This is a genomic window from Streptomyces sp. NPDC058964 (genome assembly GCF_042741275.1).
Classification (GTDB): domain Bacteria; phylum Actinomycetota; class Actinomycetes; order Streptomycetales; family Streptomycetaceae; genus Streptomyces.
The window spans coordinates 1-23,631 of record NZ_JBHYKH010000017.1 but is presented as its reverse complement, the minus strand read 5'-3'; the positions used below and the strand labels follow the sequence as shown (position 1 = coordinate 23,631).

The 23,631-nt window shown below is 71.3% G+C and carries 21 protein-coding genes and 5 pseudogenes; 8 read left to right on the top strand and 18 right to left on the bottom strand.

Annotation, left to right across the window (positions count from 1 at the left end; genetic code table 11):
• On the bottom strand, positions 1 to 1,179 hold a 1,179-nt coding region (locus ACFW2E_RS03985; protein ID WP_384460954.1), incomplete at its 3' end, for a sensor histidine kinase.
• Positions 1,169 to 1,906 (bottom strand): response regulator transcription factor, encoded by a 738-nt coding sequence (locus ACFW2E_RS03980; protein WP_384460952.1) that lies wholly within the window; start codon positions 1,904 to 1,906, stop codon positions 1,169 to 1,171. The genes ACFW2E_RS03985 and ACFW2E_RS03980, both read right to left, overlap by 11 nt.
• A 124-nt stretch (positions 1,907 to 2,030) precedes the next feature.
• Here ACFW2E_RS03980 and ACFW2E_RS03975 point away from each other — a divergent pair, with 124 nt between their 5' ends.
• From ACFW2E_RS03975 to ACFW2E_RS03960, 4 genes are all read left to right on the top strand, one after another.
• Positions 2,031 to 2,744 (top strand): glycosyltransferase family 2 protein, encoded by a 714-nt coding sequence (locus ACFW2E_RS03975; protein WP_384460949.1) that lies wholly within the window; start codon positions 2,031 to 2,033, stop codon positions 2,742 to 2,744.
• Complete coding sequence (locus ACFW2E_RS03970) at positions 2,741 to 3,388, top strand: DUF2064 domain-containing protein (RefSeq protein ID WP_384460946.1); 648 nt, start codon at positions 2,741 to 2,743, stop codon at positions 3,386 to 3,388. The genes ACFW2E_RS03975 and ACFW2E_RS03970 overlap by 4 nt, the downstream gene beginning before the upstream one ends.
• A 140-nt stretch (positions 3,389 to 3,528) precedes the next feature.
• Complete coding sequence (locus ACFW2E_RS03965) at positions 3,529 to 4,263, top strand: class I SAM-dependent methyltransferase (RefSeq protein WP_384460943.1); 735 nt, start codon at positions 3,529 to 3,531, stop codon at positions 4,261 to 4,263.
• Positions 4,260 to 5,852, top strand: a complete 1,593-nt coding sequence (locus ACFW2E_RS03960) for a glycosyltransferase 87 family protein (RefSeq protein ID WP_384460940.1) — start codon at positions 4,260 to 4,262, stop codon at positions 5,850 to 5,852. Before ACFW2E_RS03965 ends, ACFW2E_RS03960 begins: the two co-directional genes overlap by 4 nt.
• Before the next feature lie 701 nt (positions 5,853 to 6,553).
• Here the strand turns inward: ACFW2E_RS03960 and ACFW2E_RS03955 are convergent.
• Positions 6,554 to 7,067: pseudogene (locus tag ACFW2E_RS03955) on the bottom strand (PP2C family protein-serine/threonine phosphatase); the annotation flags it as partial.
• Between the two features lie 13 nt (positions 7,068 to 7,080).
• Between ACFW2E_RS03955 and ACFW2E_RS03950 the strand changes: the two are divergent.
• Positions 7,081 to 7,524, top strand: a pseudogene (locus tag ACFW2E_RS03950) (pyridine nucleotide-disulfide oxidoreductase); the annotation flags it as partial.
• Between the two features lie 255 nt (positions 7,525 to 7,779).
• On the opposite strand, the gene ACFW2E_RS03945 reads toward ACFW2E_RS03950, so the two are convergent.
• Both ACFW2E_RS03945 and ACFW2E_RS03940 read right to left on the bottom strand, forming a co-directional pair.
• Positions 7,780 to 8,685 carry an NmrA family NAD(P)-binding protein gene (locus ACFW2E_RS03945; protein ID WP_384460937.1) on the bottom strand — a complete coding sequence of 302 codons (906 nt, stop codon included), beginning with the start codon at positions 8,683 to 8,685 and terminating at the stop codon, positions 7,780 to 7,782.
• Between the two features lie 58 nt (positions 8,686 to 8,743).
• Positions 8,744 to 9,790, bottom strand: coding sequence for a hypothetical protein (locus tag ACFW2E_RS03940; protein WP_384460934.1), 1,047 nt, complete (start codon positions 9,788 to 9,790; stop codon positions 8,744 to 8,746).
• On the opposite strand from ACFW2E_RS03940, the pseudogene ACFW2E_RS03935 reads away from it, so the two are divergent.
• Positions 9,789 to 10,217 (top strand): annotated as a pseudogene (locus tag ACFW2E_RS03935) (hypothetical protein); the annotation flags it as partial. The gene ACFW2E_RS03940 and the pseudogene ACFW2E_RS03935 overlap by 2 nt on opposite strands.
• Positions 10,218 to 10,763: 546 nt before the next feature.
• Here ACFW2E_RS03935 and ACFW2E_RS03930 read toward each other — a convergent pair.
• From ACFW2E_RS03930 to ACFW2E_RS03895, 8 genes are all read right to left on the bottom strand, one after another.
• Positions 10,764 to 11,321, bottom strand: coding sequence for a hypothetical protein (locus ACFW2E_RS03930; RefSeq protein ID WP_384460931.1), 558 nt, complete (start codon positions 11,319 to 11,321; stop codon positions 10,764 to 10,766).
• Between the two features lie 31 nt (positions 11,322 to 11,352).
• On the bottom strand, positions 11,353 to 11,913 hold the full coding sequence (locus ACFW2E_RS03925) for a hypothetical protein (RefSeq protein ID WP_384460928.1): 561 nt from the start codon (positions 11,911 to 11,913) through the stop codon (positions 11,353 to 11,355).
• Between the two features lie 277 nt (positions 11,914 to 12,190).
• A complete protein-coding gene (locus tag ACFW2E_RS03920) occupies positions 12,191 to 13,240 on the bottom strand; it encodes an iron-containing redox enzyme family protein (protein ID WP_384460925.1) in 1,050 nt (349 codons plus the stop codon).
• On the bottom strand, positions 13,237 to 13,458 hold the full coding sequence (locus tag ACFW2E_RS03915; protein ID WP_384460922.1) for a CDGSH iron-sulfur domain-containing protein: 222 nt from the start codon (positions 13,456 to 13,458) through the stop codon (positions 13,237 to 13,239). The genes ACFW2E_RS03920 and ACFW2E_RS03915 overlap by 4 nt, the downstream gene beginning before the upstream one ends.
• Positions 13,442 to 14,119 carry a HemK2/MTQ2 family protein methyltransferase gene (locus tag ACFW2E_RS03910; RefSeq protein WP_384460919.1) on the bottom strand — a complete coding sequence of 226 codons (678 nt, stop codon included), beginning with the start codon at positions 14,117 to 14,119 and terminating at the stop codon, positions 13,442 to 13,444. Before ACFW2E_RS03910 ends, ACFW2E_RS03915 begins: the two co-directional genes overlap by 17 nt.
• Positions 14,120 to 14,133: 14 nt before the next feature.
• The gene (locus tag ACFW2E_RS03905) at positions 14,134 to 14,448 is read right to left on the bottom strand and encodes a hypothetical protein (protein WP_384460916.1); all 315 of its coding nucleotides are present in this window, start codon (positions 14,446 to 14,448) and stop codon (positions 14,134 to 14,136) included.
• A gap of 309 nt (positions 14,449 to 14,757) precedes the next feature.
• Positions 14,758 to 16,809, bottom strand: coding sequence for a SpoIIE family protein phosphatase (locus tag ACFW2E_RS03900; protein WP_384460997.1), 2,052 nt, complete (start codon positions 16,807 to 16,809; stop codon positions 14,758 to 14,760).
• A gap of 822 nt (positions 16,810 to 17,631) precedes the next feature.
• Positions 17,632 to 18,420, bottom strand: coding sequence for a helix-turn-helix domain-containing protein (locus tag ACFW2E_RS03895; protein WP_384460913.1), 789 nt, complete (start codon positions 18,418 to 18,420; stop codon positions 17,632 to 17,634).
• A 261-nt stretch (positions 18,421 to 18,681) separates the two neighbouring features.
• On the opposite strand from ACFW2E_RS03895, the gene ACFW2E_RS03890 reads away from it, so the two are divergent.
• Positions 18,682 to 19,344 (top strand): DUF4097 family beta strand repeat-containing protein, encoded by a 663-nt coding sequence (locus ACFW2E_RS03890; RefSeq protein ID WP_384460994.1) that lies wholly within the window; start codon positions 18,682 to 18,684, stop codon positions 19,342 to 19,344.
• A gap of 346 nt (positions 19,345 to 19,690) precedes the next feature.
• On the opposite strand, the gene ACFW2E_RS03885 is transcribed toward ACFW2E_RS03890, so the two are convergent.
• From ACFW2E_RS03885 to ACFW2E_RS03875, 3 genes are all read right to left on the bottom strand, one after another.
• Entirely contained in the window at positions 19,691 to 20,140 is a 450-nt protein-coding gene (locus ACFW2E_RS03885; RefSeq protein ID WP_384460910.1) for an ATP-binding protein, read from the bottom strand.
• 99 nt (positions 20,141 to 20,239) lie between these two features.
• On the bottom strand, positions 20,240 to 20,587 hold the full coding sequence (locus ACFW2E_RS03880) for an STAS domain-containing protein (protein ID WP_384460907.1): 348 nt from the start codon (positions 20,585 to 20,587) through the stop codon (positions 20,240 to 20,242).
• 287 nt (positions 20,588 to 20,874) lie between these two features.
• The gene (locus ACFW2E_RS03875; RefSeq protein WP_384460904.1) at positions 20,875 to 21,048 is read right to left on the bottom strand and encodes a CsbD family protein; all 174 of its coding nucleotides are present in this window, start codon (positions 21,046 to 21,048) and stop codon (positions 20,875 to 20,877) included.
• 138 nt (positions 21,049 to 21,186) lie between these two features.
• Here ACFW2E_RS03875 and ACFW2E_RS03870 point away from each other — a divergent pair, with 138 nt between their 5' ends.
• Complete coding sequence (locus ACFW2E_RS03870; RefSeq protein ID WP_384460901.1) at positions 21,187 to 21,357, top strand: hydrophobic protein; 171 nt, start codon at positions 21,187 to 21,189, stop codon at positions 21,355 to 21,357.
• 285 nt (positions 21,358 to 21,642) lie between these two features.
• Here ACFW2E_RS03870 and ACFW2E_RS03865 read toward each other — a convergent pair.
• Both ACFW2E_RS03865 and ACFW2E_RS03860 read right to left on the bottom strand, forming a co-directional pair.
• A pseudogene (locus ACFW2E_RS03865) lies at positions 21,643 to 23,076 on the bottom strand (PP2C family protein-serine/threonine phosphatase); the annotation flags it as partial.
• Positions 23,077 to 23,087: 11 nt separating this feature from the next.
• Positions 23,088 to 23,631, bottom strand: a pseudogene (locus tag ACFW2E_RS03860) (L-2-hydroxyglutarate oxidase); the annotation flags it as partial.

Genomic DNA, 23,631 nt, shown 5'->3' with positions numbered 1-23,631 from the left:
GCCCCCCGCGCCCGGCCGGGGGGGGACCCCACCCATCTCTACCCCCGCGGCTCCCCGGGCCACCTTACACCGGGCCGCTGTTCGGTGGACCTCGAAGCGGCAGCCGCCCGGAACATTGCGCACGGCCGCGCGGCCCCGGTGGGCTTCCACGATGCCGCGCACGATGGCCAGGCCCAGCCCCGCCCCGGCGGGCGGAGTGCGGGCGTCGGTGCCGCGCCAGCCGGTGTCGAAGACCCGGGGAAGGTCCTCCGGCGGGATCCCGCCGCAGCCGTCGGTCACGCACAGCACGACGCTGTCGGTCTCACGGCGGGCCGACACAGCGACGGTTCCGTCCGCGGGGGTCCGGCGGATGGCGTTGACGAGGAGATTGGCCAGGACGCGGGACATCTCGCGGCCGTCGACCTCGACGGGCACCGGTTCCACCCCCTCGCCCACGAGCCGCACCCCGCGCTCCCTGGCCAGGGCGTCGGCGCCCGCGATGGCGTCGCCGACCAGGTCGTAGACCGACATGCGGGTCGGGGTCAGTGAGAGGACGCCGGCCTGGATGCGGGAGAGTTCGAACAGGTCGCTGACCATGGCACTCATGCGCTCGACCTCGCCGCGTATGCGGGTGTGGTAGACGTGCGGGTCCTCCACCATGCCGTCCTCGAGCGCCTCGGTCATCGCCTGGAGCCCGGCCAGCGGGGTGCGCAGGTCGTGGGAGATCCAGGCGACCAGTTCGCGGCGGGAGGCTTCCAGAGCCCTCTCCCGTTCGCGGGACGCGGTGAGTCTGGCGCTGGTGGCAGCCAACTGATGACTCAGCTGGGCGAGTTCGGCGGTAGGTGCGGTGGCGGGCGGGGTGAAGCTGCCGTCGTCGCCGAGGGCGCGCGTGGCCTCTGCCAGGTCCCGGCTGCCCTTGACGACGCTGCGGCCCAGCACCAGGGCGACGGCGAGGGAGACGACCGCGGCCATGGCGCACACCATCGTCACGACCCACAGGTCGTGGTCCGACAGGAGCATCGCCCAGGACACCAGCAGGGTTCCGGCGAGCATCGCGGCGACCGTGACGGCCGCGACCACGGCCAGGGAGAGCGCGACCGAACGGTTGCGCAGCAGCCGCAGCGCGACGGTGCCGAGCAGTCCGGCACAGGCCGCGCCGATGGCCGCGTACAGGGCGATGAGCAGGGTGTCACCCACCATCACCTGCTCCTTTCTCGTGGGCATTCTCCGGGCGGGGAGGGTCGAAGCGGTAGCCGACGCCCCACACGGTGCTGATCAGGCGGGGACGGGCCGGGTCGTCCTCGATCTTCTCGCGCAGCCGCCGTACGTGGACGGTGACGGTCGACAGGTCGCCGAACTCCCAGCCCCACACCCGGTGCATGAGCTCCTCCCGGCTCGTCGCCCGGCCGGGATGGCGCAGGAAGTAGGCCAGCAGGTCGAACTCGCGCATGGTCAGGGCGAGTTCGGTGCCGTAGCGGGTGGCGCGCCGGGCGGTGGAGTCCAGGGCTAGTGGTCCGCTGCGCAGCCCCGGTTCCGCCCGCGGGGGCCCTTCGGCGGCGGCCGGTGTCCCGGTGCGGCGGAGCACGGACTCCACCCGCAGCACCAGCTCGCGGGGGCTGAACGGTTTGGTGACGTAGTCGTCCGCGCCGACCTCGAGACCGAGGATGCGGTCCTCTTCGTCGCCGCGCGCGGTCAGCATGATCACGGGCAGTGGGCCGTTCTCGCGGATGCGGCGGCACACCTCCAGGCCGTCCATGCCGGGCAGCATCAGGTCCAGCACCACGAGGTCGGGTGGCCGGGTCGCGGCCCGGGCCACGGCGGCCGGACCGTCGGCGGCCACGTCGACGTCGAAGCCCGCCCGGTCCAGGTAGCCGGCGACGACCTCGGAGACGGTGGGGTCGTCGTCCACGACGAGTATGCGTTTCACCCGACCGAGTCTCGCACCGGAGAGGTGCGGCGGCGGACGGAGCGGGCGTCGTGACGGCCGACGTCAGCGTTCCGTAAGAACACCAAATCCCCTATGTCCGCTTTGCGTTCGTAGGGTGAGTGGGGTGATCGAGACATCCCCTCTCCCCGTGGACGTCGTACTGCCCTGCCTCGACGAGGCCGAGGCGCTGCCCTGGGTGCTGGACCGGATCCCGCCGGGCTGGCGCGCGATCGTCGTCGACAACGGCTCCACCGACGGCACTCCGGACGTCGCCCGCTCCCTGGGGGCGAGCGTGGTCCACGAGCCGCGCCGCGGCTTCGGAGCCGCCTGCCACGCGGGTCTGTCCGCCGCCACGGCCGATGTCGTCTGCTTCTGCGACTGCGACGGCTCCCTCGACCCCGGGCTGCTGCCCCAGGTCGCCGGGCCCGTCCTCGACGGTTCGGCGGACCTGGTCCTGGGCCGCCGCCGGCCCACGGCCCTCGGCGCCTGGCCGGCCCACGCCCGGCTGGCCAACCTGGAACTGGCCCGCCTGATCCGCCGCCGGACCGGTCTGCGCCTGCGCGACCTCGGCCCCATGCGTGCGGCTCGCCGGGAGGCGCTGCTGGCTCTGAGCCTGTCCGACCGGCGTTCGGGCTATCCGCTGCAGATGGTGGTCCGCGCCGCCGAAGCCGGCTGGCGTGTGCACGAGACGGACGTGCCGTACCGCCCGCGTACGGGCCGCTCGAAGGTCACCGGCACCTGGCGGGGCACCTGGCAGGCGGTACGGGACATGCGCGCCGTCCTTGCCGAGCCGCCCGCCGCCCACCCGGCCGCGGCGGTCGCGGGAGCCGCGCGATGAGCGCCGCCACGGGGCCGCACACGCTGCTGGTGATCGCCAAGGAACCGGTGCCCGGGCGGGTCAAGACCCGGCTCACCCCGCCCTACACGCCGCAGGAGGCGGCCGTCCTGGCCGAGGCCGCCCTCACCGACACCCTCCACACGGCGCTCCGGGCCCCCGCCCGCCGCCGGGTTCTCGTCCTGGACGGGACACCCGGTCCCTGGCTGCCGCACGGCTTCGACGTGGTGCCGCAGGTGTCCGGAGCACTCGACGAGCGGATCGCGGCTGCCTTCGACGTCTGCGACGGCGGTCCGGCGCTGCTGGTCGGCATGGACACCCCGCAGCTGACCGCGGACCTGCTGTCCTGCACCGGCCCGGACGGCCACGACGCCTGGTTCGGCCCGGCCGCCGACGGCGGCTTCTGGGCCCTGGGCCTGGCCGACCCCTCCCGCGCCGGATCCCTCGTCGGCGGCGTACCGATGTCCACCGACCGCACGGGAGCCGTCCAGCGGCTCAGGCTCGCGGAGGCGGGGCTGACGGTCTGTGACCTGCCACTGCTGCGCGACGTCGACACCGCTGCCGACGCCACCCGCGTGGCCGGCCTCTGCCCGCCCGGCTCACGCTTCGCGACGGCCCTGGCCTCGCTCGCGGAGGCCGTCCGGTGAGCGGCATGCCAACCAGTGTCGGGTCCCCTCCTGCGGCCGAGCGGGCAACGCCGGGCGTGGCGGAACCGCATCCGCAGACCGCTGCTCCGCTGCCCTCCCACCTCGTCGCCCCGACGCGCCCAGCCGATCGGCCCGCGCCCGTGGAACCCGGCGAGCCCTGGACGGACGACCCCTATGCCCGCGCCCTGCGCACCGGCCGCGGCCCGTTGTACCTGCGTCGCACGGCACCCTGCGCGCCCGGGACGGCCGAGCTGCTTCCGCTGGACGTGGAGCGGTGGTGTGCCGCCCCCGACACCGCCGACATGGACGTGCTGCGCCGCTGCACCGGTCCCGTCCTGGACGTCGGCTGCGGACCGGGGCGCCTGGTGGCCGCCCTGGCCGCACGTGGTGTACCCGCGCTGGGCGTGGACATCAGCCCGGCCGCCGTCGCCCGGACCCGGCGGCACGGTGGAGCCGCCCTGCGACGGTCCGTCTTCGACCCCCTGCCGAGAGAGGGCCGCTGGGGCACCGTCCTGCTGATGGACGGCAACGTGGGCATCGGCGGCGACCCGGTCGCCCTGCTCGTCCGCCTGCGAACCCTGGTCCGGCCCGGTGGCCGTCTGCTGGTCGAGGCGGCCGACGACGACGTCGACGAGCACCTCACCGTCCGCGTCGAGGACGCTCACGGGCGGCACGGCCGGCCTTTCGCCTGGGCCCGCGTCGGTACGACCGCCCTGCTCAACGCCGCGGCCGCTGCCCGCTGGACCCTCACCGGCCGGTGGATCGCCGACGGACGCGCCTTCGTGGAACTCCACCGCCGCAACCCGGGGCTCGACATGCTTTCCCCGGCCGACGGCCAGCACCTCACGGCCCAGGGAGGGCCAACCCGGCCATGACCGACACCGCCACCCCGGGGCGACGAGGCTCCGGACCCTCCGCCACGCCGCCGCCCTGTCCACCCGGCACGCCGGCGAACCGCCGCAGGGACCGCATCGCGATCGCCGTCACCGCGGTTCTCCTCGCCGCGCTCACCGCGGCCGTCGTCGGCACACTCCACGCGGGCGACAACCTGAGCGGCCCCGGCCGCCTGCTGGCCGGATACGCCGTCGCCTGGGCGCTGTTCGCCGCCGCCGTGTGGACCGTGCGCAAGGTTCCGGTCCGCGCCGCGACCGTCCTGGTCCTGCTCGGCGCGGCCGCCGTAGCGCTGGCCGGGCTCGCCGCTCCGCCCCGTACCAGCACCGACATGTACCGCTACGCCTGGGACGGTCGCGTCCAGGCCGCCGGAACGTCCCCCTACGCCCACCCGCCCGCCGCCCCCGAACTGGCCGACCTGCGTGACGACTGGCTCTTTCCCACCAACGGGTCATGCAGGGGCTGGGGGCTGACCCACACCGACGACGGCCTGTGCATCCGCATCAACCGGCCCGCCGTCCCCACCATCTACCCGCCCGTCGCAGAGGGCTGGTACCTGGCCGTCCACACCGTCTCCCCGCCCGACAGCCGCCACAAGCCGCTCCAAGTCGGCGGCGCGATCCTGGCGTTCGGCACCACCGCGGCTCTGCTGGTCGTTCTGCGCCGCCGCGGCGACCCTCAGCGGGCCCCTGGCCGGGCCGCGTTGTGGGCCTGGTGCCCGGCCGTGGCCTTCGAAGCGGTCAACAACGCCCACATCGACACGCTCGGGGTCCTGTTGACCGTGCTCGCGCTCGGCACGGCGACTGCCGGATCGCGGCGCGGTGCGCTGCTCGGCGCCGCAATCGCCGTGAAGTTCCTGCCCGTTCTCGCCCTGCCCGGTGCTCTGTGCGGGCAGCGTGGTCCGGCCCGCGCCCTGCGTGTCGTCGTGTCCGCCGTCGCCGCGGTCGCGCTCGCCTATCTGCCCTACGTCCTCGCCTCGGGCGGGGGAGTCCTGGGCTACCTGCCCGGCTACCTCCACGAGGAAGGCTACGAACCAGGCCACGTACGCCGCTTCGCCCTACTGCGGCTCCTGTTGCCGGACGCTGCCGCCGGCGCGACGGCGGCCGTACTGCTCGCCGTGACCGCCCTGTACGTGTGGTGGCGCGGCGACCCGGCCCGTCCCTGGCGCGGGGCCCTGCTGCTGGCCGGCACCGCACTGCTCCTCCTCTCGCCCGGCTACCCCTGGTACTCCCTCCTCACCGTCGCCCTCGTGGCCCTGGACGGCCGTTGGGAATGGCTCACCGTCACCCTCGCCGGCACCGTCCTCTACCTCGCCGGCCGGCTCCTGCCGGGATTCCCCCTGCAGGCGTGGGCGTACGGTGCCGCCGCCCTGGTCATCGCGGTCGGTGCCTGCCTGCGTTCCGACCTGGCGCGGCGCCTGGCAGGGCGCGCGTGGGGCGCGACATCGCATGCAGCCGGCACCCCGCCGCAGCCGTCCCGTCGGGCACAGCAGACTCGTCCGGAGCGGGCTGCGTCGAGGTCATCCCCGTCCCCGCATCCCGCTTCGCCGACCGGGTCGGCTTCATCGTCGTAGAAGGTGCCGTCGCGAATGCGGGGCTGGCACAGGCGAGCAGCGTCAGCGCCGCTGACGACGGGCGTCTGCCTGGCCCGTGACTTTGGGTGCGGGGGTGCGTTATCCCGGCGACGCGTGTACTGGTTCTGGATTCCCTCGTGGGGACGTATACGTGTCGCGGCCCCGATCCCGCCCGGCCTCGGGGCCGCTCTCTGCCGGCATGCGGGGGCGGGGGCAGAACGCCCAAGGACAGCATCCCCCTGGTGGAACCTCGTCTTCCCGACCGGTATGTACGCGGTCACCACGCACGGACCGGGACGCGCGACCGGGACGTCGTGGGTGACCACCGCGCGCAGCCGGGAGGTCTGGGTCGCCGCCGCCGGGTACAAGCCCTTGCCGCGCCGCAGTTCTCGGGCCGGTGGGTTCGCCCCGGGCGCTGTGCGCTCTGTGCCACGCCGGGCGGCGCGCGGGCGGGTGCCTCGGCCGTTCCGGTTCCCGCCGGTGGCGCGGAGTGACGCGGCCGGGCGCGGAGGGCTTCGGAAAACCCCCGTCGGACGGCTGGTCTTCAGCCACTCCCACCCGCCCGCCACCGCAGCCTCCCTCGCTCGAAGCGCCTTTCCGCACGTGACGAGCCCGCCGGCATCACGCGGCGACTGCTTCCGTGGGGCCGACGCCCATGAAGAAGGGTGAAGTGGGTGGTCTCTCGTCGCGTTTGTGCCGGGTTCTTCCAGAGACCGGTGCGGTTGCGCGAGGGCGTTGCCCAGGCGGTGCATGCCCTCTTCGATGTCGCGGTCGCGCGTCTCGATCAGGCCGTCGGTGTAGAGGGCGAGGAGGCTTCCCTCGGGCAGTTCGAGTTGCACGGACTCGAAGGAGTCCCCCAGGCCGACACCCAGGGGGGTTCCGGTGGGGAGGTCGGGGAGGACGGCACGGCCTTGTGGGTCGATGATCGCGGGCGGGGGATGTCCGGCCGATGCCATGGTGCATCGGCGAGTGGCGGGGTCGTAGACGGCGTACAGGCAGGTGGCACCCGTCACCGCGGGAACCTGGTCCGGGAGATCGCAGTCTTCCGCGCCCAGTCTTTGGACCGTGTCGTCGAGGTGGGCCAGTGGTTCGTCGGGGGGGCAGCTCCATGTCGGCGAGGGTGTGGACGGCAGTGCGGAGCCTGCCCATGGTGGCGGCGGCGTGGAGTCCGTGGCCGACCACGTCACCGACGACGAGGGCCACCCGCGCCCCGGAATGACCGGTCGTCTTGGCCGGTGCAGCGATCGGTGCCCGCGCCAAGGGGGAACCGGTCCACAGCGACAAGTGGGGCCCGCAGGCCGCCACCGCCGACGCCGTGGCCGTACCGCAGGTGGTCTTCACCAATCCTGAAGTCGCCTCGGTCGGCCTGACCACGCGCGACATCGATGCCTCGGGCCTGCGGATCGACGTGGTCGACTACGACCTGGCACGCATCGCCGGTGCTCACCACTACGGCGAGGGCTATCGCGGCAAGGCCCGCATGCTGGTCGACGCGGATCGCGGCACGGTGGTCGGTGTGTCTTTCGTCGGCCCGGGAGTCGGGGAGCTGCTGTACTCCGCGACCGTTGCGGTCGTCAGTGGGGTGCCCGTCGAGAGACTGTGGCACGCGGTGCCCGCCTTCCCCACGATCAGCGAGGTCTGGCTGCGCCTCCTGGAGACGTATCGAGGCTGAAACGGGCGGCTCGGTTCGCGGTTCACCGGCGGCCGGGGCAGCACACAGACGTGGGTGGACTCGCCGGGCAGGAGTACGTCGCCGGCCATCTCCGGACCGGACGGCGATGACCACGTCGGTACGAGCTCGACCGGGTGTCCGCGTCCGTCATTGGTGCGCCGGGTCGTGTCACCAGGTAGCAGCGGTGCGATCGCGGCGGCGCCGTCCTGCCCGGAGGTCGCTCAGTGGTGCTTGCGCAGCCCGTGCTGGGGCGGCTCAGCCCAGGTAGAAGTCCTTGCGGGCAGCCACGAACGCCTCGATCGTCCGGGCAGGTTCGCCCGTCACCCTCTCGACGTCGTCCGATGTGCGGTCGTAGCGGTTCTCGCGGTGCAGTCGGGCCATGGTGGCGATGTGCGCTTCGGTGTGCGGTGGCAGGCCCGCCTTGGAGAGCACCTTGGCCTGCCACTGATCCAGCGGCACATCCACATAGGTCACCTCACGCCCCAGGGCCCGGGAGAATTCCCCGGCCAGCTCGGTCATGTCCACCGAGCGTGGTCCGGTCAGTTCGTAGATGTGCCCGATGTGCGGGGCCGGGTCGCGGAGGACGGTGGCGACCACCCGGGCGACGTCGTCGACGGCGATGGGTGACGTGCGCCCGGTGCCGAACGGCAGCGTGATCGTGCCGTTCTCCCGGATCGACACCGCCGCCAGGCTGGTGAACAGCGGGTTGTCCAGGAACGAGGTCGGCCGGATGTGGACCACGGGCAGGCCCGACCAGTCCAGTACCTGCTCGGCCAGCCAGTGCAGCCGCTGCTGGTGGGACTCGGTGGTGCTGGTGGCGGTCATCTGCGACACCGTCATCTGCGACATGTCCACCAGGACCTGCAGCCGCCCGTACTCGCGGGCCACGCTGGCCACCACCGTCGCGGCCAGCAGATGGTCCGGTGACACGGGCATCGCGAAGTACATCCGCGAGACGCCCTCCAGCGCGGCCGCGACGGTCTCGGGCCGGGTCAGGTCGCCGATGACGACCTCCGCGCCGAGCGTGCGCAACCCGGCCGCGCGCTCGTCGTCACGGCGGACCATCGCGCGCACCGGGACGCCCTGCGCGTGCAGCTCTTCGAGGACCGCACGGCCGACGCCGCCGGCGTTGGCGATGAGGACGAGGTTGTCGGCAACCATTGGTCGGCCTCCTCCATGAGTAGCGGAGTGGGATGCAAAGGGCGGGGTCCGGCAGCAGTCAGGCGGCGGCCGTCGTGCCCCGCCGCAGCAGGCGGGTGCGCAGACCGAGCAGAAGCGCAGCGACGACGGCCCACAAGGCGAGTGTGACGACAGGCGCTGCCGCATGCGCGCCGTCGAAGTAGCTCAGGTCGGTGATCACCCGGACGGCCGCGCCGGGCGGCAGCAGTGCGGAGACGGTCCGGGCCGCGGCAGGCAGCAGGTCGGCGCCGATCGTGGCACCGCTGGTGGCGTTGCCGACGGTGAGAAGCAGGAGGGTGGCGACCGGGAGGCCGACGGGGCCGAGGTACGTGCCGAGCACCTTGGTCGTGAAGGCGGCCGCGGCCGACAAGAGGGCAAGGGTGAGGACCAGCGGAACGATCGGAGCCGGAACCGCTCCCAGAACGGGGCCGGCGATGATCGCGGCGACCGTGCCGATCGCCAGGGAGGCGCCGCTCAGCAGCCAGAACCGGTGGCGCAGATGCAGCTGACCGGCCAGGCCGATGACGTTCGAGCCGAGTACGAAGCCGGCCAGGGTGACACCGAATGCCATGTAGAAGCCGGCCAGTCCGCGGGCGTCGAAGTGGGCCAGGGGGACGACATCCTCGGTGCTGACACGCATGCCCGCACCGTGGGCGTAGGCGCGGACGAGGGTCTTCACCGCCGCTGTGGTGGACGTGCCGTTGGCTCCCGCGATCTCCAGGCGCAGCCTGTGCGGACCGTCGGCGCTGAGCGCGGCGACGACGTCGTGGTGCTCCAGCGCCCGGTGTGCGGCCTCTGCGTCGGCGGCGGGCCGGACGTCGACGGCGTCGCCGAGGGCCTCGCGCATTTCGCCCGGCAGGTCGGGAGCGGTGACGGCGACCGGGACATGATGCGGCTGAGGATCGCGCTGCAGCCCGATGTAGCAGGTGACGAAGGCCGCCACGACGATCAGGGCGATGAGAGCCGGCTGCAGCCAGGCCCTGACCGGAGGCCGGGGGCGCGGGGCGCGGTGCCGATGGGCAGAGCGCTCGACGGTTGTGGAGCGCGTCTGCTCACGCTCGAGTGCGGATCCGTGGGCGGGTTCCATGACGGGGGCTTTCTGCGGGTGGACAGTGGGACGCGCGGGGGAACCGGTTGGGCGTGCGTGTCCCGGAGCATTTAAGAGCATATGCTCCTATCTTGGGAACGGCAAGGCGGGCCGCCGATCCCCTCCCCTCCCCGCTCGGCCCCTTTGGCTTTTACGAGCAAGTGCTCCTATTATGGGTGTGAAACTCACGGAGGGGGAGATCATGACCACCGCGCCGACCGGCCAGGCCCGCGAGCCGTGCAACAACCTGGCGCTGCGCAAGGCGGCCCGGTACCTCGGGGCGACCTACGACAAGGCCCTGACGCAGGTCGGCCTTCGTGCGACGCAGTTCAGCATCCTGCAGAAGCTCAGCGCGCACGGGGAGGCGACGATCACCGGCCTTGCCGACATGATCGCCATGGACCGTACGACGATGGCTTCGAACCTCAAGCCGCTGGCGCGAGACGGTCTGGTGACCGTCGAACCGTCGCCGACCGACCGCCGCGCACGCATCGTCACGATCACACCGGACGGAATCGCTCGGATGAAGGAAGCCCTGCCCCTGTGGAAGGACGCAGGCCCAGTTCGAGGAGAGGTTCGGTTCCGAGGGCGCGTCCCGGCTGCGCGCCTTCCTCGAAGCCGTCCTCGACACCGGCTTCACGCCCTGGGCCGAGTAGGCGCGACAGGGCCTGCGGTCCGGGCCCCGGAGCAGCCGGCCCCGTACCGGCTGACAGCTGTCCCGGCTGTCAGCCGCTCAGGATGGGCATGTCCGCCGTCGACGGAACGGGACCCGGTCGGTGTCGTTGGCGATCTGCGCCCGCTGGTCGTCGTCGAGCCGGGCGGTGGCGTTGACCACGAAGCGGGCCGACTCCGGTGCGCGCCGACGGATGGTGACCTCGATCTGATCGGCGGACTGCTCGGCGTGATCCGGCGGCGCCGCTGGATGAGTGTGCCGCAGCAGCGCGCTCCCCTGACCGGACTGGTGCCGGGGGTTTCAGGTGCTGAGCAGCCGGTTGAAGAAGGAGCGGTAGCGACGCAGAGCCCTGCGCAGCTCCTCCGTGTCCACCTGCTTGCCCTGCCCCCATTGGTCTTCCAGGTCCTTCTTGTGCTGTGCGAACGTGGTGGCCAGGGTCTGCATGACGTCTGCGACGAGTGTGTCGGCGTCGTGCACGGCCTTGCGGGGGTCGTCCACGAACTTGCTCTGTACTTCCTGCCAGCGGTTGCGGAAGTCCTGGTCCTCGCCCTGGGCGAGGAGCTGCGGAGCTTCATCCTCAGAAGCAGGGGAGGTGTCCGGCGTGCCTGGCGTATCCGCGGTGCCTGGTGTGCCGCCCTGGCCGGCCGTGCCGGTGCCGCCGGCGTCGGATCCTGCTTGTCCGTCACCGGCAGGGCTCTGCGACTCGGCCGTTGCCGTGCTCTCACCGGGGTAGATCGGGGCTCCCGAGGAGACTTCCTCGGATTCCCGTGATGAACCCGTGGTGGCAGGTCCTGAGGGTTGCGCGAAGTCTTCGGTGGTCAGGCCGCCGCTGCGGCGCGCTTCGTCGTTGCCGTGCATGGTGTTCCTCCTTGCCGAGTCCGGGGCGGCGTCAGGATCGGGCCGGCTGGGCCCGGCCGCCGTCGGAGAGCAGTTCTTCGAACACGGCGCGGTAGTGGACCATGGCACCGCGCAGTTGTTCGGTCGTCGCCTGGCTGCGGTTGCTGAGAGACTCCACCTCGTGCGCGGCGCGGTAGTGCTCGAGGGTGCGCCCGTGTTCCACGGACAGGTCCTTCATCTGCTGATCGAATCCCTCGGTGGGGTAACCGCGGTCGTGCATCAGCGAGGTCACCAGCCGGTCCGCGTCGTGCACTGCGTCCTGCGGCTGGTCCACGAACTCCTCCTGGACACTGCTCCACTCCCGCGTGTAGCGGTCGCGCGAGACCGGGGGCAGCGGCTTGATGTCCAGCGCGTCGTGCCGCCTCTCGCGCTCTTTGAGTTCGCGCTCGGCTGTAAGCCGGTTGTCGGATTGCTCGACGGTCCGTTCGTACTCCGGGCCGAAGCGTTCACGGAGGTGACGGCGCCTCCGCATCGTGAGTGAGACCGCCAGAGCGGCCAGGGCGAGCACCACCACGATCGGGATGATGATCGCCAGTAGGGTTCCCGTGGACATGAGTACGCGCTCCTCTGCGAGTAGTGATACGCGTCTTCCGAGTTCCCACTCGTTCGCCAATCACCGTTCTCCTGGCCATCAGATGTCAGACGGCCAGGGGTTGCAGCGCCCGGTTTTCGGTGAGAGACGTGGCCGAAGGGGCGTGGACGGCGCGTGCGGTGGAGCTGTCGCCGTTGGGCCGGGTCCGGTTCGGAATGTCGTGCGCGCGGCGCGCGGCGCGTCGGCGAGTCGGCACGCCGACGTCGTCCGGCGCAGCCCAGGGCGCCCTATGCCGCTCTCATGTGCCCTGGCCGCCCGCGGCGGCCGGAGTGATGCCACCCGTGCGCAGGGCCGTCGAACCGTCCCGCCAGGCGCCCAGCAGCCGGGCCGCCAGCCGGTCCTCCTGATCGCCGGTCGCACGGATGCCGAACACCACGTCGGCGTCCAGCCACGGCTCGCCGGCCAGCAGACCGGCGACGACCTCGTGCCGTACGACCTGTTCGTGCACCGCGTCGGCCTCCACGTGTTCTGTGTAGAAGCGGACGGCCGCCGGGCCGGCGCCCATCCGGTCCAGCGCCTCGGCCAGGCGGCGAGAGGCCGGGGACGAGGTGACCTCGACGGTTGCGAAGTGCCCGACGAGCGCCCCGCGCAGGGCCCGGTGCAGACCGAACAAGGACATCAGGTTCACGGTGGCGAGCGCCTCGGCCGGTGCGGCGTCGACGTAGTGGCCGTACGACGTGTCCAGACCCAGGTCCGCCATGAGATCGGCGAACAGCTCCGCATGGATCTCGTCCGCGCGGCCCGCGCCGAACTCGTCGAACTCCACGGCGACCATGGCGGCCTTGGCCCGGCCGCGCAGCCTGGGGATGACCCAGGCGTGCGGATCAGCCTCCTTGAGGTGGTACAGCGAACGCAGCGCCGCGTACTCACGGAAGTGTTCGAGAGTGCCGTGGTTGCGCAGGAAGTGCGAGAGACTGCGGCTGTCGTCGCCGATCGGTTCGAGCTGGAGTTCGTCCAGCGCCCGCTCGGCGGTGTCGGACGCGTCGATCGGCACGTCCGCGCGCAGCGCGCCGAGGAAACGGTCCTCCAACTTGGCGCGCAGGGCGAGGAGTCCGGGGTCCCATTCGCGGTCGTCCGGTACGCCGTCGAAGCCCTGGTAGTGGAGCTCGTAGAGGACGTACAGAGCAAGGTGCAGGTCGTCGCCGTAGGCGTCTGGGACGTCTGGGGGCAGCGGTGGCAGGCCCTGTCCCGTTCCGCGCAGCGTGTTCACGACCGAGGCCGAGAGCGGGCCGCGTGGTTCGGGCAGCGGCGGCGGCCGGGTTTCGCGTCGAGGGCGGACGACCGTCATGGTGTGTCCGCCCCCTTGTCCCGTCTGGCGCGGCAGCGGTGACTGGTGTCGCACCACGGCAGCATCCGGCTGCGACGGCAAGTGCAGACGGCCACGGTGAACCGCCGAGAGACCGCCACCTCTCCGTCCTCGCCCACGACTTCGACCGGTCCCTCCACCAGAAGAGGGCCGTTGCGCTGGACGCGGATGCGGCGGGGGCGTTCAGGCGTGTTCGGCACGGATCACCACCAGCTCCTCGGTCGCATGATCCCCCGCCAGCCCGCACTCGCGCAGCCAGGCGAGCCGGGCGCGCAGCACGCGCCCGAACGGCAACCGGACCCGGTCGACCACGTCCGCGCGCAGACCGGCCGCCCCGAACCGGGCAAGTGTCTCCTCGACGCCGCTCAGATGCGAGTGCACCATCAGCAAGGTCCCCGCAGGGCGCAGCAGCGCCGGTGCCGACGTGCAGATACGGTCGATCAGGAGGCGGCCGTCCGCGCCGGCGTCCCAGGCCCTGGCGCGGCCTCGGGGCGCAGCGTCGCCCGGCGTGGGCACGTACGGCGGATTGGTGACCACGAGGTCGAAACGACGGCCGCGGACGGCGGACGCCATGTCGCCGTGGCGTACGCGGACCACCTGGCCGTTCATCAGGGCGTTGCACCAGGCGGTGGCCAGAGCCCGCCAGGAGATGTCCACCGCGGTGACCCGAGCGCCCCGCCGTGCCGCCTCCACCGCGAGCACACCGCTGCCGGTGCCGAGGTCCAGTACCTCGGTACGGCGGGTGATCCGCTCCTGGCGCAGCGCGCGGCTGAGCAGCCCGGTGTCGGTCTGCGGCCGGTAGACCCCCGGCGGGATCCAGCAGCGGAACCGGGGAGATGCGGTCAGGGACTCGACGGTCATCGTGGCGCCTCGTGTCAGCCGGAGGCCGTCAACGGCCGTTCGGACAGCGCCCGGGCAATTCCGCCCAGGTTGTCGGTCACCGTCCGACCGGTGCTGTGTGCCCAGTCACGGCCGCGTTCCCCGTCCGGGCGGTCCGGGTCCGGGCCCGGACCGAGGTGGCAGTACGCCCATGCCTGGCCGGGGACTGGGCAACCGATGTCCTCCGGCGCGCCGGAGATCTCATTGATCCCGTCGCCCGCGTGCGCGACCACACCGGGGGCGGCCGGCGCCCCCGTGTTGGAAGATTCGGGGGACTTCTCGAGCGTGCAATCGATGACGACGGCTTTCACGGCTTGGCTCCGATAAGACGGTGTGCGTGGTGCGGGTGCGCCGGTGCGAACCGGCGGTGTCACACGGGTACCCCCAGGCAGCGAACGTAACGGTGGTGGGCCGGGCACACGCCTCTTCCAGGTGCGGTCGGGGCTGCCTGCCGGCCTGTCCAACCGTGTCGCCGGCGAACACGGCGTGCGAGTCGTCGGTGCTTGCCGTCACCGTGACGATCACGGGGTTCACAGCGCGGTGACGTCGGCCGTGGCAAAGGTCAGCGGCCTCGGCGGCTGAACACACGGCGCGCACGACGGCCGGAGGCGTCCCGGTGCTCAGTCGGGGCGGGCCCGGGCCGGGCCTTGGGGTCCGGTTTCGAGAGCCGTCGTCTGTGGCTGGGCGCGGGCGATGAGCAAGGCGACGTCGTCATGGCTGTCGGGGTGCCGGAGGTGTTGCAGGAGCTGGTCGCAGGCCTCTTCGGCGGTGCGGTGCGGGGGTGACAGCAACTGCAGGAGGTCTTCCAGGCGCTCGTCGATGGGGTCGTTGCGGGTCTCGACCAGTCCGTCGGTGTAGAGGACCAGTTGATCACCGGGTTCCAGGGTGATCGTGGTGTTCTGGAAGGGGACGCCGCCGACTCCCAGGGGCGTGCCGGTGGGCAGGTCCAGGAGTTCGGGTGGTCTGTCGGCCCGTACCAGTACCGGGGGCAGGTGACCGGCGCAGGCCACCTGCAGCCGGGCGTGATGCGGGTCGTAGACCGCGTACACGCAGGTGGCGATGTAGGGGTCCAGACCTCGAGTGATCTTGTCGAGGTGGGTGAGGATGCGGGCGGGGTCGAGGTTGAGGTCGGCCAGGGTGGAGGTGGCGGTGCGCAGGCGGCCCATGGTGGTGGCCGCCGGGATGCCGCTGCCCATGACGTCGCCCACCGCCAGCGCGGTCCGGTCGCCGTCGAGGGGGATGACGTCGTACCAGTCGCCGCCGACCTTGCTGAAGGCCTGCGCGGGCCGGTACCGGGCAGCGACCTCGAGACCGGGATGGCGCGGCGAGGGCTGCGGCAGCAGGCTGCGCTGGAGGGTCTCGGCGGCGCTACGGATGTTCTGGTGCAGGACGGCGTTGTCGATGCTCAGGGCGGCGCATGCGGCGAGCTCGCACGCGAGTGTGAGGTCGTCCTCGCCGAAGGGCAGGGGGCTGCGGGCGCGGGCCAGGCCCATGACGCCGATGATGTGGTCGCGGGCGATGAGGGGCACCGCCATGGCGGTGTGGACACCGGCTCGCTCGAGCAGGGCGGAGGCGTCGGCATCGGCGGCGATACGGGTGAGGTCGCCGCTGTCCAGGTGGGTGATCAGGAGGGGGCGGCGGGTGTGGATGCAGTGGGCCGCCGGGTGGTCGGCGTGGTAGGTGCTGAGGCGGCCGGGTGGAATGAGCGCTTGAGTGGCGTCGGTGGGGTAGGCGGCCTTCACCGCCAGCGCGCGGAACATCGCCGGGTCCTGGCCGGTGCCGGTGCGGCCCGTGCGTAGGACGGAGTCCAGGAGGTCCACCGCGATCATGTCGGCCAGGTCGGGCACGAGGACGTCAGCGAGCTCCTGCGCCGTCCGCTCCACCTCCAGGGTGGTGCCGATACGGGCCGAGCCGTTGGCCATCAGGCGCAGGCGCTGCTGGGCCTGCTCGGCCTTTTGGTCCGCCTGGTACCGGTCGGTGACGTCCACCACCACATTGGCGATGCCCAGCACGCGCCCGTGGTGGTCTTCCAGCCGGTAGAGCGATACAGCCCAGGCGTGATCGTGTTCAGGGTCGGCGGCCGTGCGGCCCACCACCTGCCGGTCGACGACGGGAATGCCGGATGCCAGGACTTTGCGCATGGCGATTTCCGTGTCCAGGAACGGCGCACCGGTCAGGATGTCGCAGAAGCGCCGGCCGATGTGGTCGGCCTCGGCGGTGCCGTGCATCGACGCCAGGGCCGGGTTGATCGCCACGTACCGCAGGTCGGTGTCCAGGACGGACAACCCGATCGGGGCCTGGGCGACCAGCCGGTTGGACAGGGCCAGATTGCGTTCCACCTGGCGCAGGGTGGACCGGTCCGTGGCGAGCCCCAGGGCGTAGTAGTCGCCGAGGCTGTCGGTCAGCCGCATGTTGCGGAACTCGACCATCCGGGTGCTGCCGTCCTTGTGCCGGATCGGGAACGCCCCCGCCCAGCCCTGGCCGGTCTCCATCACCTCGGCGAACAGCCTGATGGCGGTCTCTCGGTGCTCGGGGTGCAGAAGCAGCGGCGCCGCGTGCTGCCCGACCGCCTCGACGCGGGAATAGCCGAACAACTCCTCGGCCTCGGGACTCCACATGTCGATCCGGCCGTCGGCCTCCACCAGCACCGCGGCCACACCCAGCAGATCCATCAACCCGCTCGGGCCGGACGCCCGGTCCTGCAGCCGTTCCTCCCTGGAGTTCACGAAACTTCTCCGTCTCCGGTTGCGAGGTGCGGCATCGAGGTTGGCACCGAGCGGCCTCGCGAGACCTTCCGGCGCGGAAGGCGCACCTGCCGCCGGCCGAAGACGCGCCCGGCCGGCCGGCGCCGCCTCGCCCTGCTCACCCGGTTTGAAGCCGCCTCCAAGGTCGGCTGAGGGGTAGTGCGGGCAGTACAGCCATCGGGTACCCGGACAGCGCGGCGGCCATGGTGCAGACCGCGGGCATCTTGCCGGCTGTGGCGCCGTGCCGCTGGGGTCCGGATCCATTATCGGCTCAGTCCTGCGGCCGGCGCCGCGCGGGCCGACGTGCATCCCGGACGTTCCGATGACCGTCAAACGCACGACCGTAGCCCAGGCGGTGGGCGAAGACCTGGGCACCGTGGGCGCCGAGCAGGACGTCGATCAGGCAGTCGGCGTGATGCGCGCGCACTCGGTCCGGCGTCTTCCGGTCGTCGACGCCGGAGCTTCATCGGGGGCCGGGGCCCGGCCGGATGGGCTCCAGGACCTTCGGTTTCGGCGGGCACAGTGAGGGTCCTCCGCCCGGCAAGACCAGCCGCGCCGGCATCAAGCGGTGTGACGACTCGTGGCTGCTGATGGGAGGCCCATGCGTTCAGGCAGGCGGTCCGAGAAGTCGTCTCACATGAACGCCAGGTACATGAATGTTCCTCTCCGGACGATCGGAGGATCTTCGAGTTCGGTCGCTTGGGTCGCTGTCGGCCTTCCGCGTGAGCGGAGAGCAGGGCCGGCTTCGCCTCATGCCGTGGCCGTGGGGGCGGTTGTCTGTCCGTCGTCTGCACTCTCACTCGGTTTGGTGGCGCTGTCCGAGGCTGTTCCGGTTCTGGTGTAGAGGACCTCGCGACCCTGCTCCGCGGCGCGGATGAGCCCTTCACTGACGAAGTCGAGGAAGCGGGCGGCATTCTCGAGGCGGGTGGCCGCCGGGGTGCCGGGGCCGAGGATGCCGACGCCCTGCCGCGCGGTTTCGATGAACTGGTCGTTGGCCCGGGCGCTGCGGATCATCGACTGGTACCAGAGGTCGTCGTCGACGACGTAGCGGTCGCGGCGGCGTTCGTCGCGTTCACGCCGGACGAGGTCCATGCTCTCGAGGAACGTGATCGCTTTGGAGATGGACGCCGGGCTGACCTGGAGGCGCTGGGAGAGTTCGGAGGCGGTGAGGTTGCCGTTGTCGGTGGTGTAGAGACAGCCCAGTACCCGGGCCATCATCTTGGGCAGGCCCGAGGTCATGAATACGGTGGTGAGGGTCTCCTGGTATTCGCGCACGGCCTCGGCGTCGCGTCCGAAGGGTTGCGTGCGCGCCTGCGTCCCCTGGGGCGCGGCCTGCCTGCGCCGGTGGGTGCGCTGCTGGGTGGCGCGGTGGGCCAGGTCGGCGCGGTAGCCGGTGGGGCCGCCGTTGCGCATCACCTCACGCGTGATCGTCGAGGTCGGACGGTCGAGGCGTCGGGCGATCTCGGCGTAGGGAAGGCTGTCGGCCAGCCCCAGCGCGATCTGCTGGCGTTCCTGCTGGGTGAGCCTGCCTCCCGGCATCACGCCCCCTTTCGTGCTCCACGGGTGCTCCATGGTGCTGCTCGTGTTCCCTGACGCTTCCACCATAGCGTTCATCTTCAACACATTGCAACGGTCGGCAGGCTCTCTGTTGCATTAAGCGAGAAGGCATTGCAATGATTATTGGCGTCTGACCTGGGAATATGCCTCTTCAGGGCAAAGCTTTCATTGCATGGATCTGGAAAGCAACGTAGCGTTTCCATTGTTCTGAAACAGCGAGCCGCAAGTGTAAGGGAGAGCATGATGCAGAAGTTCGACACCCCCGCCCCGATTTCCGCCGTCCTGGACATCCCCGCGGGACGTGTTCAGTTGATCGCCGCAGACCGGGTCGAAACGGCGGTCGAGGTCCTGCCTGCGAACGCCTCGAGGGGTCGTGACGTGAAGGCGGCGGAGGGGACCACGGTCGAATACGCCGACGGTGTCCTGCGGATCGGGACTTCGGCGAAGACCCAGTACCTCGGCCCCTCCGGATCCATCGAGGTGACGGTCAAGCTGCCGGCCGGCTCCCGTATCGAGGCCAAGACGGCCAGCGCCGAGCTCCGCGGCGTCGGCCGCCTCGGTGACGTCGTCTTCGAGGGCGCATACCGCCAGATCAAGATCGACGAGGCCGCGAGTCTCCGTCTCACCGCGACCGACGGCGACGTCGAGGTCGGCCGGCTGGGCGGCCCCGCGGAGATCAGCACCGCACGGGGCGACATCCGGATCACCGAGGCCGTGCGCGGCACGGTCGTGCTCCGCACCCAGTCCGGCGACATCTCGGTCGGCGCCGCCACCGGCGTCTCGGCCGTCCTCGACGCCGGCACCACCTGCGGCCGCATCAGCAACACCCTCAAGAACGATGGCACCGCGGTACTCGACATCCGCGCCACCACCTCCAACGGCGACATCACCGCCCGCAGCCTCTGAGGGAGCGGAAGCAGGACCGTCCGCTACTACGGGGCCAGTTCCGTGAGCCGTCTCGGTTTCCGTCTCAGATTCCCTCTCATGCACCCCGTTCGAAGCACTGAGGCCGGCAACGCAGTTGGACAGCGTGTTGGTCCAGGGCGCTGGAGGCGACCGACGGTTGCAACGCGAGCGCCCGCGCCCGGTCGGTCGGTCGGTCGTCGAGGATGCTCAAGTGGAGCATCATCGTGCCGGTGCCGTTTCCTCGGGCCCGCCGCGTTTTTGGCCGGCCCGAGGTTGCGAGGTCGAGGGCGACGGCGACGGCGGCGGGGAGCCCGGGCAGGTGGCGGAGTACTCGACGAGATGCCCTTCACCCCGCACCGTTGCGCAGGCGGACGTGGGTGACGACCTGCTTGCCGGTTGCCAGAGTGATGGTGTGCATCCGGTCGCACAGCCGGGTGACCAGGTGGAGGCCGTGTCCGCCGACGCGTCGGGGATCGAGCGTTCGTGTGCGGGGTGGATGAGGGGAGCTGTCGTGGACGGCGATCCGCAGCAGCGTGGCGTCGGGGGTCAGCTCCAGCAGCAGGCCTCCCGGGCCGGGGGCGTGACGGATCGCGTTGGTGACCAGTTCGCTGACGACGAGTTGAGCATCCTGGCTGGGCTGGTGGTCGGGGTCGAGTCCTGCCTGGGCCAGCAGGGTGCGTACGGCATGCCGGGCGTCAGCGATCGGCGCGTGCGTCGTGTCCCAGACGGTGCCGTACCGCAGGGGTGCGGACCGACCTTGTTCGTCCGGTGTCTGCTGGCTGCGCGGGGTGAGCATGGAAGCGGTCCCGTGGTTGTCCCTGGTCCGTTGATCACTGGGTGTGTCTGTCGTGGTAGTTCGCTTACCCTCTGTCGTCCTACTCATGAGGCGCCGCCCTCAGCTGGTGGGTGTGGGACCCGTGCCGGCGATCGTGAAGTGCTCAAGTGCCCCGCTGGCCGTCAGCAGTCGGCTGACCGTCCTGGGCAGTGGGCCGAGCAGAATGAGGTCGCGTTGGCTGGACGCGTGGCGGCGTCTGGCGGCGAGCAGAGTGTTGAGAAGCATGCTGTCGGCGAAGGTGACCTGGGACAGGTCGATCACCGTGGTGGGCAGCGCCGCCCGGTCGGCTGCCTCGCAGGCCGCTTCGAGCTCCTCGCTGTCGTCGTGGTCCGTCTCACCGCGCACCGTGATCACGAAGACCTGTTCACGGCGGGTGGCGTGCACTTTCCTCTCGGGAGTCGCATGCATGGCGTCATCCTCACATCAGCGCGCGGCAGCAGCCCGGGCACGGGCCGGCATGCGGCGCATTCGATCACTGGTCGGTCGGCGCGAGGGTGGCCCGGTCGTCAACTCGTCGACCGGGCGAAGCGTTGACCGGCAGGGCGCGCGATGGCCGTCAGCCTCTCCGTCGGTGCAGAAACTCTCCAGTGCCCTACGGGCCGGAGGCCGACGTCGAGGGATCGGCGAGCAGCTTTTCAGCAATGGCGGAAGGGGCCTCCCCGAAGAGGAAGGCCCCTTCTGAAGGGGGGACGAGATCAGTGCTTGAAAGCGTCCTTGGCTTTCTCCCTGGCCTCCCGGGCGCCCCCTGTGTTCCTTTCCGTCTGCCCCTCGGCGGCCAGGCGGTCGTTGCCGAGGGAGCGGCCCAGAGCCTGCTTGCTCGCGCCCTTGACCTGCTCGATCTTCGCCCTGGCCTTCTCGCCGGCAGTCATGGAAAACGCCTCCTCGTATGTTCTGAGCCGCTGTTGCGGTAATCGGCTCGTGCCCCGGTCCTCCTTTCACAAACAAGGCGCATTCGGTGAATGGAGACGGGACAGCAGGGCAGACGGAGCGTCAGGAGGTTGATAACTATGGTTCCTTTGTTGCTCGTTCTCCTTCTCGCCGTCGTCCTTTTCGGTGTCGGTTTCGCCGTCAAGATCCTGTGGTGGGTGGCCCTCGCCGTTCTGGTGCTGTGGCTGCTCGGCTTCGTCATGCGCTCCACCACTGCCGGCGGTGGCCGCGGCCGCTGGTACCGATGGTGACCTGACACCCCACTCATACCTGCCTGTAGGGCCCGGCCGTCACCAACCGGGCCCTACAGGCATGCCCGACGAGCAGGCGTCCCCAGCGAACCCCGGCGAGTACGGATTCCGCGACCTTCGACCACGACAACATCCCACCGTGCACCGGGAGATTGCCATGACCGTCGCTGTCGCTGTCGCTGTCGCTGTCGCTGTCGCTGTCGCCCGGCACGCTCGCCGCCATCCTCATCTGAGCCGGCCACCCCCCATAACCACCAGCCCGAACCGCCCTCGTAGAACACGGTCTTATCGGGGGTGGATGAGGAGTAGGGCGATGTCGTCGCTGTGGGCTGCGGATTGCTGTGTGTGGGTGATGAGGTGGTCGGCGATGGTGGCCATGGTCTGGTTCTGGGTGTGTGCCAGCTGGCTGGCGAGGGTGGTGATGGCGTCCTCCAGGTCGGTGCCGGGGGCTTCGACGAGTCCGTCGGTGTACAGGGCGAGTACGGAGTCGGGCGGGAGCGCGATCTCGGTCGTGGGGTAGTCGGCTTCGGGGTCGATGCCGAGCAGAAGACCGGGCGGCAGGTGGAGGACCTCGGTCCGTCCGTCGGGGTGGCGCAGGATCGGCGGGAGGTGTCCGGCGGTGGCCAGGCAGGCGCGGTGGTGGGCGAGATCGAGGTCGACGTAGAGGCAGCTGGTGAACAGGCCGGGGTTGAGGTCGGTGAGCAGGCGGTTGGTGCGGGCGAGGACTTCGCCGGGGGGTGCGCCGGCGGTGGCCTGGACGGCGGTGCGGACCTGTCCCATGAGGGTGGCGGCCTGCACGTTGTGGCCCTGTACGTCGCCGATGGCCGCGGCGGCTCGTGTCTTGCCGAGGCGGATCAGGTCGTAGAAGTCGCCGCCGATGTCCATGCCGTGGCCGGCGGGCAGGTAGCGGGCGGCCACGTCCAGGCCGGGAATACGTGGGAGGGTCCGGGGCAGCAGGCCGGCCTGGAGGTTGTGGGCGAGTTGCTGTTTGGCGTCGTAGAGCACGGCGCGGTCCAGCGCCTGGGCGATCAGACCGGCGGTGGAGGTGAGAACGGAGCGCTCCTCGGGTGGAAAGTTCCGAGGCCGGTCGTAGGCGAGGACCAGCGAGCCGACAGGGCGTCCGGAGGTGATCAGCGGGAGGAACGCCCAGGCGGCCATGCCGTCCTGCAGGATGGCGGGGGGATAGGCCCTTTTCAGGTCGGTGAAGGAGGCGAAGAAACTGGGGACGCCGGTTGTCAGGACATGCACGGCGGGGGTGTCCGAGACCAGCGGGGCCCCGTCGAAGCGGGCCATGAGCTCGGCTGAGTAGCCGCGGTAGCCGATGATCCGCAGCCGGCCCTCTTCTGCGGCCATCAGGGCGAGGGCCTGAGCGCTGAAGGCGGGCAGGATCTGGTCGGCGACCCTTTCGGCCACATCTTGCACACCGACGGCTTCGGTGAGCGTCGCAGCGAGATGCATCAGGTGGTACAGGGCGGTGGCCCGGCCCGGTTCGGCGGCGGGCGCCGGATAGAGCAGCTGCGGTGCGGGGCCGGCATCGGGTGAGGGGGTGGGGACGATGCGCACGCTGATGCCGGAGGCGTCCGGGTAGAGGTGGAAGGACAGCCAGTGGTCCGGTGGGCGCCGGGCGGTGAAGGACGTGGGCCGGCGGCTGAGTGCCGCGGCCCGGTAGCGGTCTTCGGCGACGGGATTGTCCAGCCAGGGCCGGGCCTCCCCGGGCCGGGGGCGCCCGGTCAGGTGGCCCCGAGCATTTCCAGGGCCCGTCGGCCCACCTCACGGCCGATCGGGAGGGAGGCCGTCGCTGCGGGGGACGGGGCGTTGAGGACGTGTACCGCGTGGGCGCCCTCGTGGATCAGGAAGTCGTCCACCAGCGTCCCGTCCGCCAGCACCGCCTGCGCCCGCACCCCCGCGGGTGCCGCCACCAGGTCGTCCTCCGTCACCGCGGGCAGCAGCCTGCGCACGGCCGTGGTGAACGCCGCCTTGGACAGCGAGCGCCGCAGCTCGCCCGCCCCGTACCTCCAGTGCCGCCGGGCTATCCGCCACGAGCCCGGCCAGGCCAGCGTCCCGCCCAGCTCGCGGGGCCGCACCACGCCCCAGCCGTACCCCTCCCGGGCGAGGGCCGGCACCGCGTTGGGCCCGACGTGCACACCGCCGTCGATCCCCCGGGTCAGATGCACGCCGAGGAACGGGAAGGCCGGGTCCGGCACCGGATACACCAGGCCCCGCACCAGCTCCGGACGCGCCAGTTCGTAGTACTCGCCCCGGAAGGGGACGATC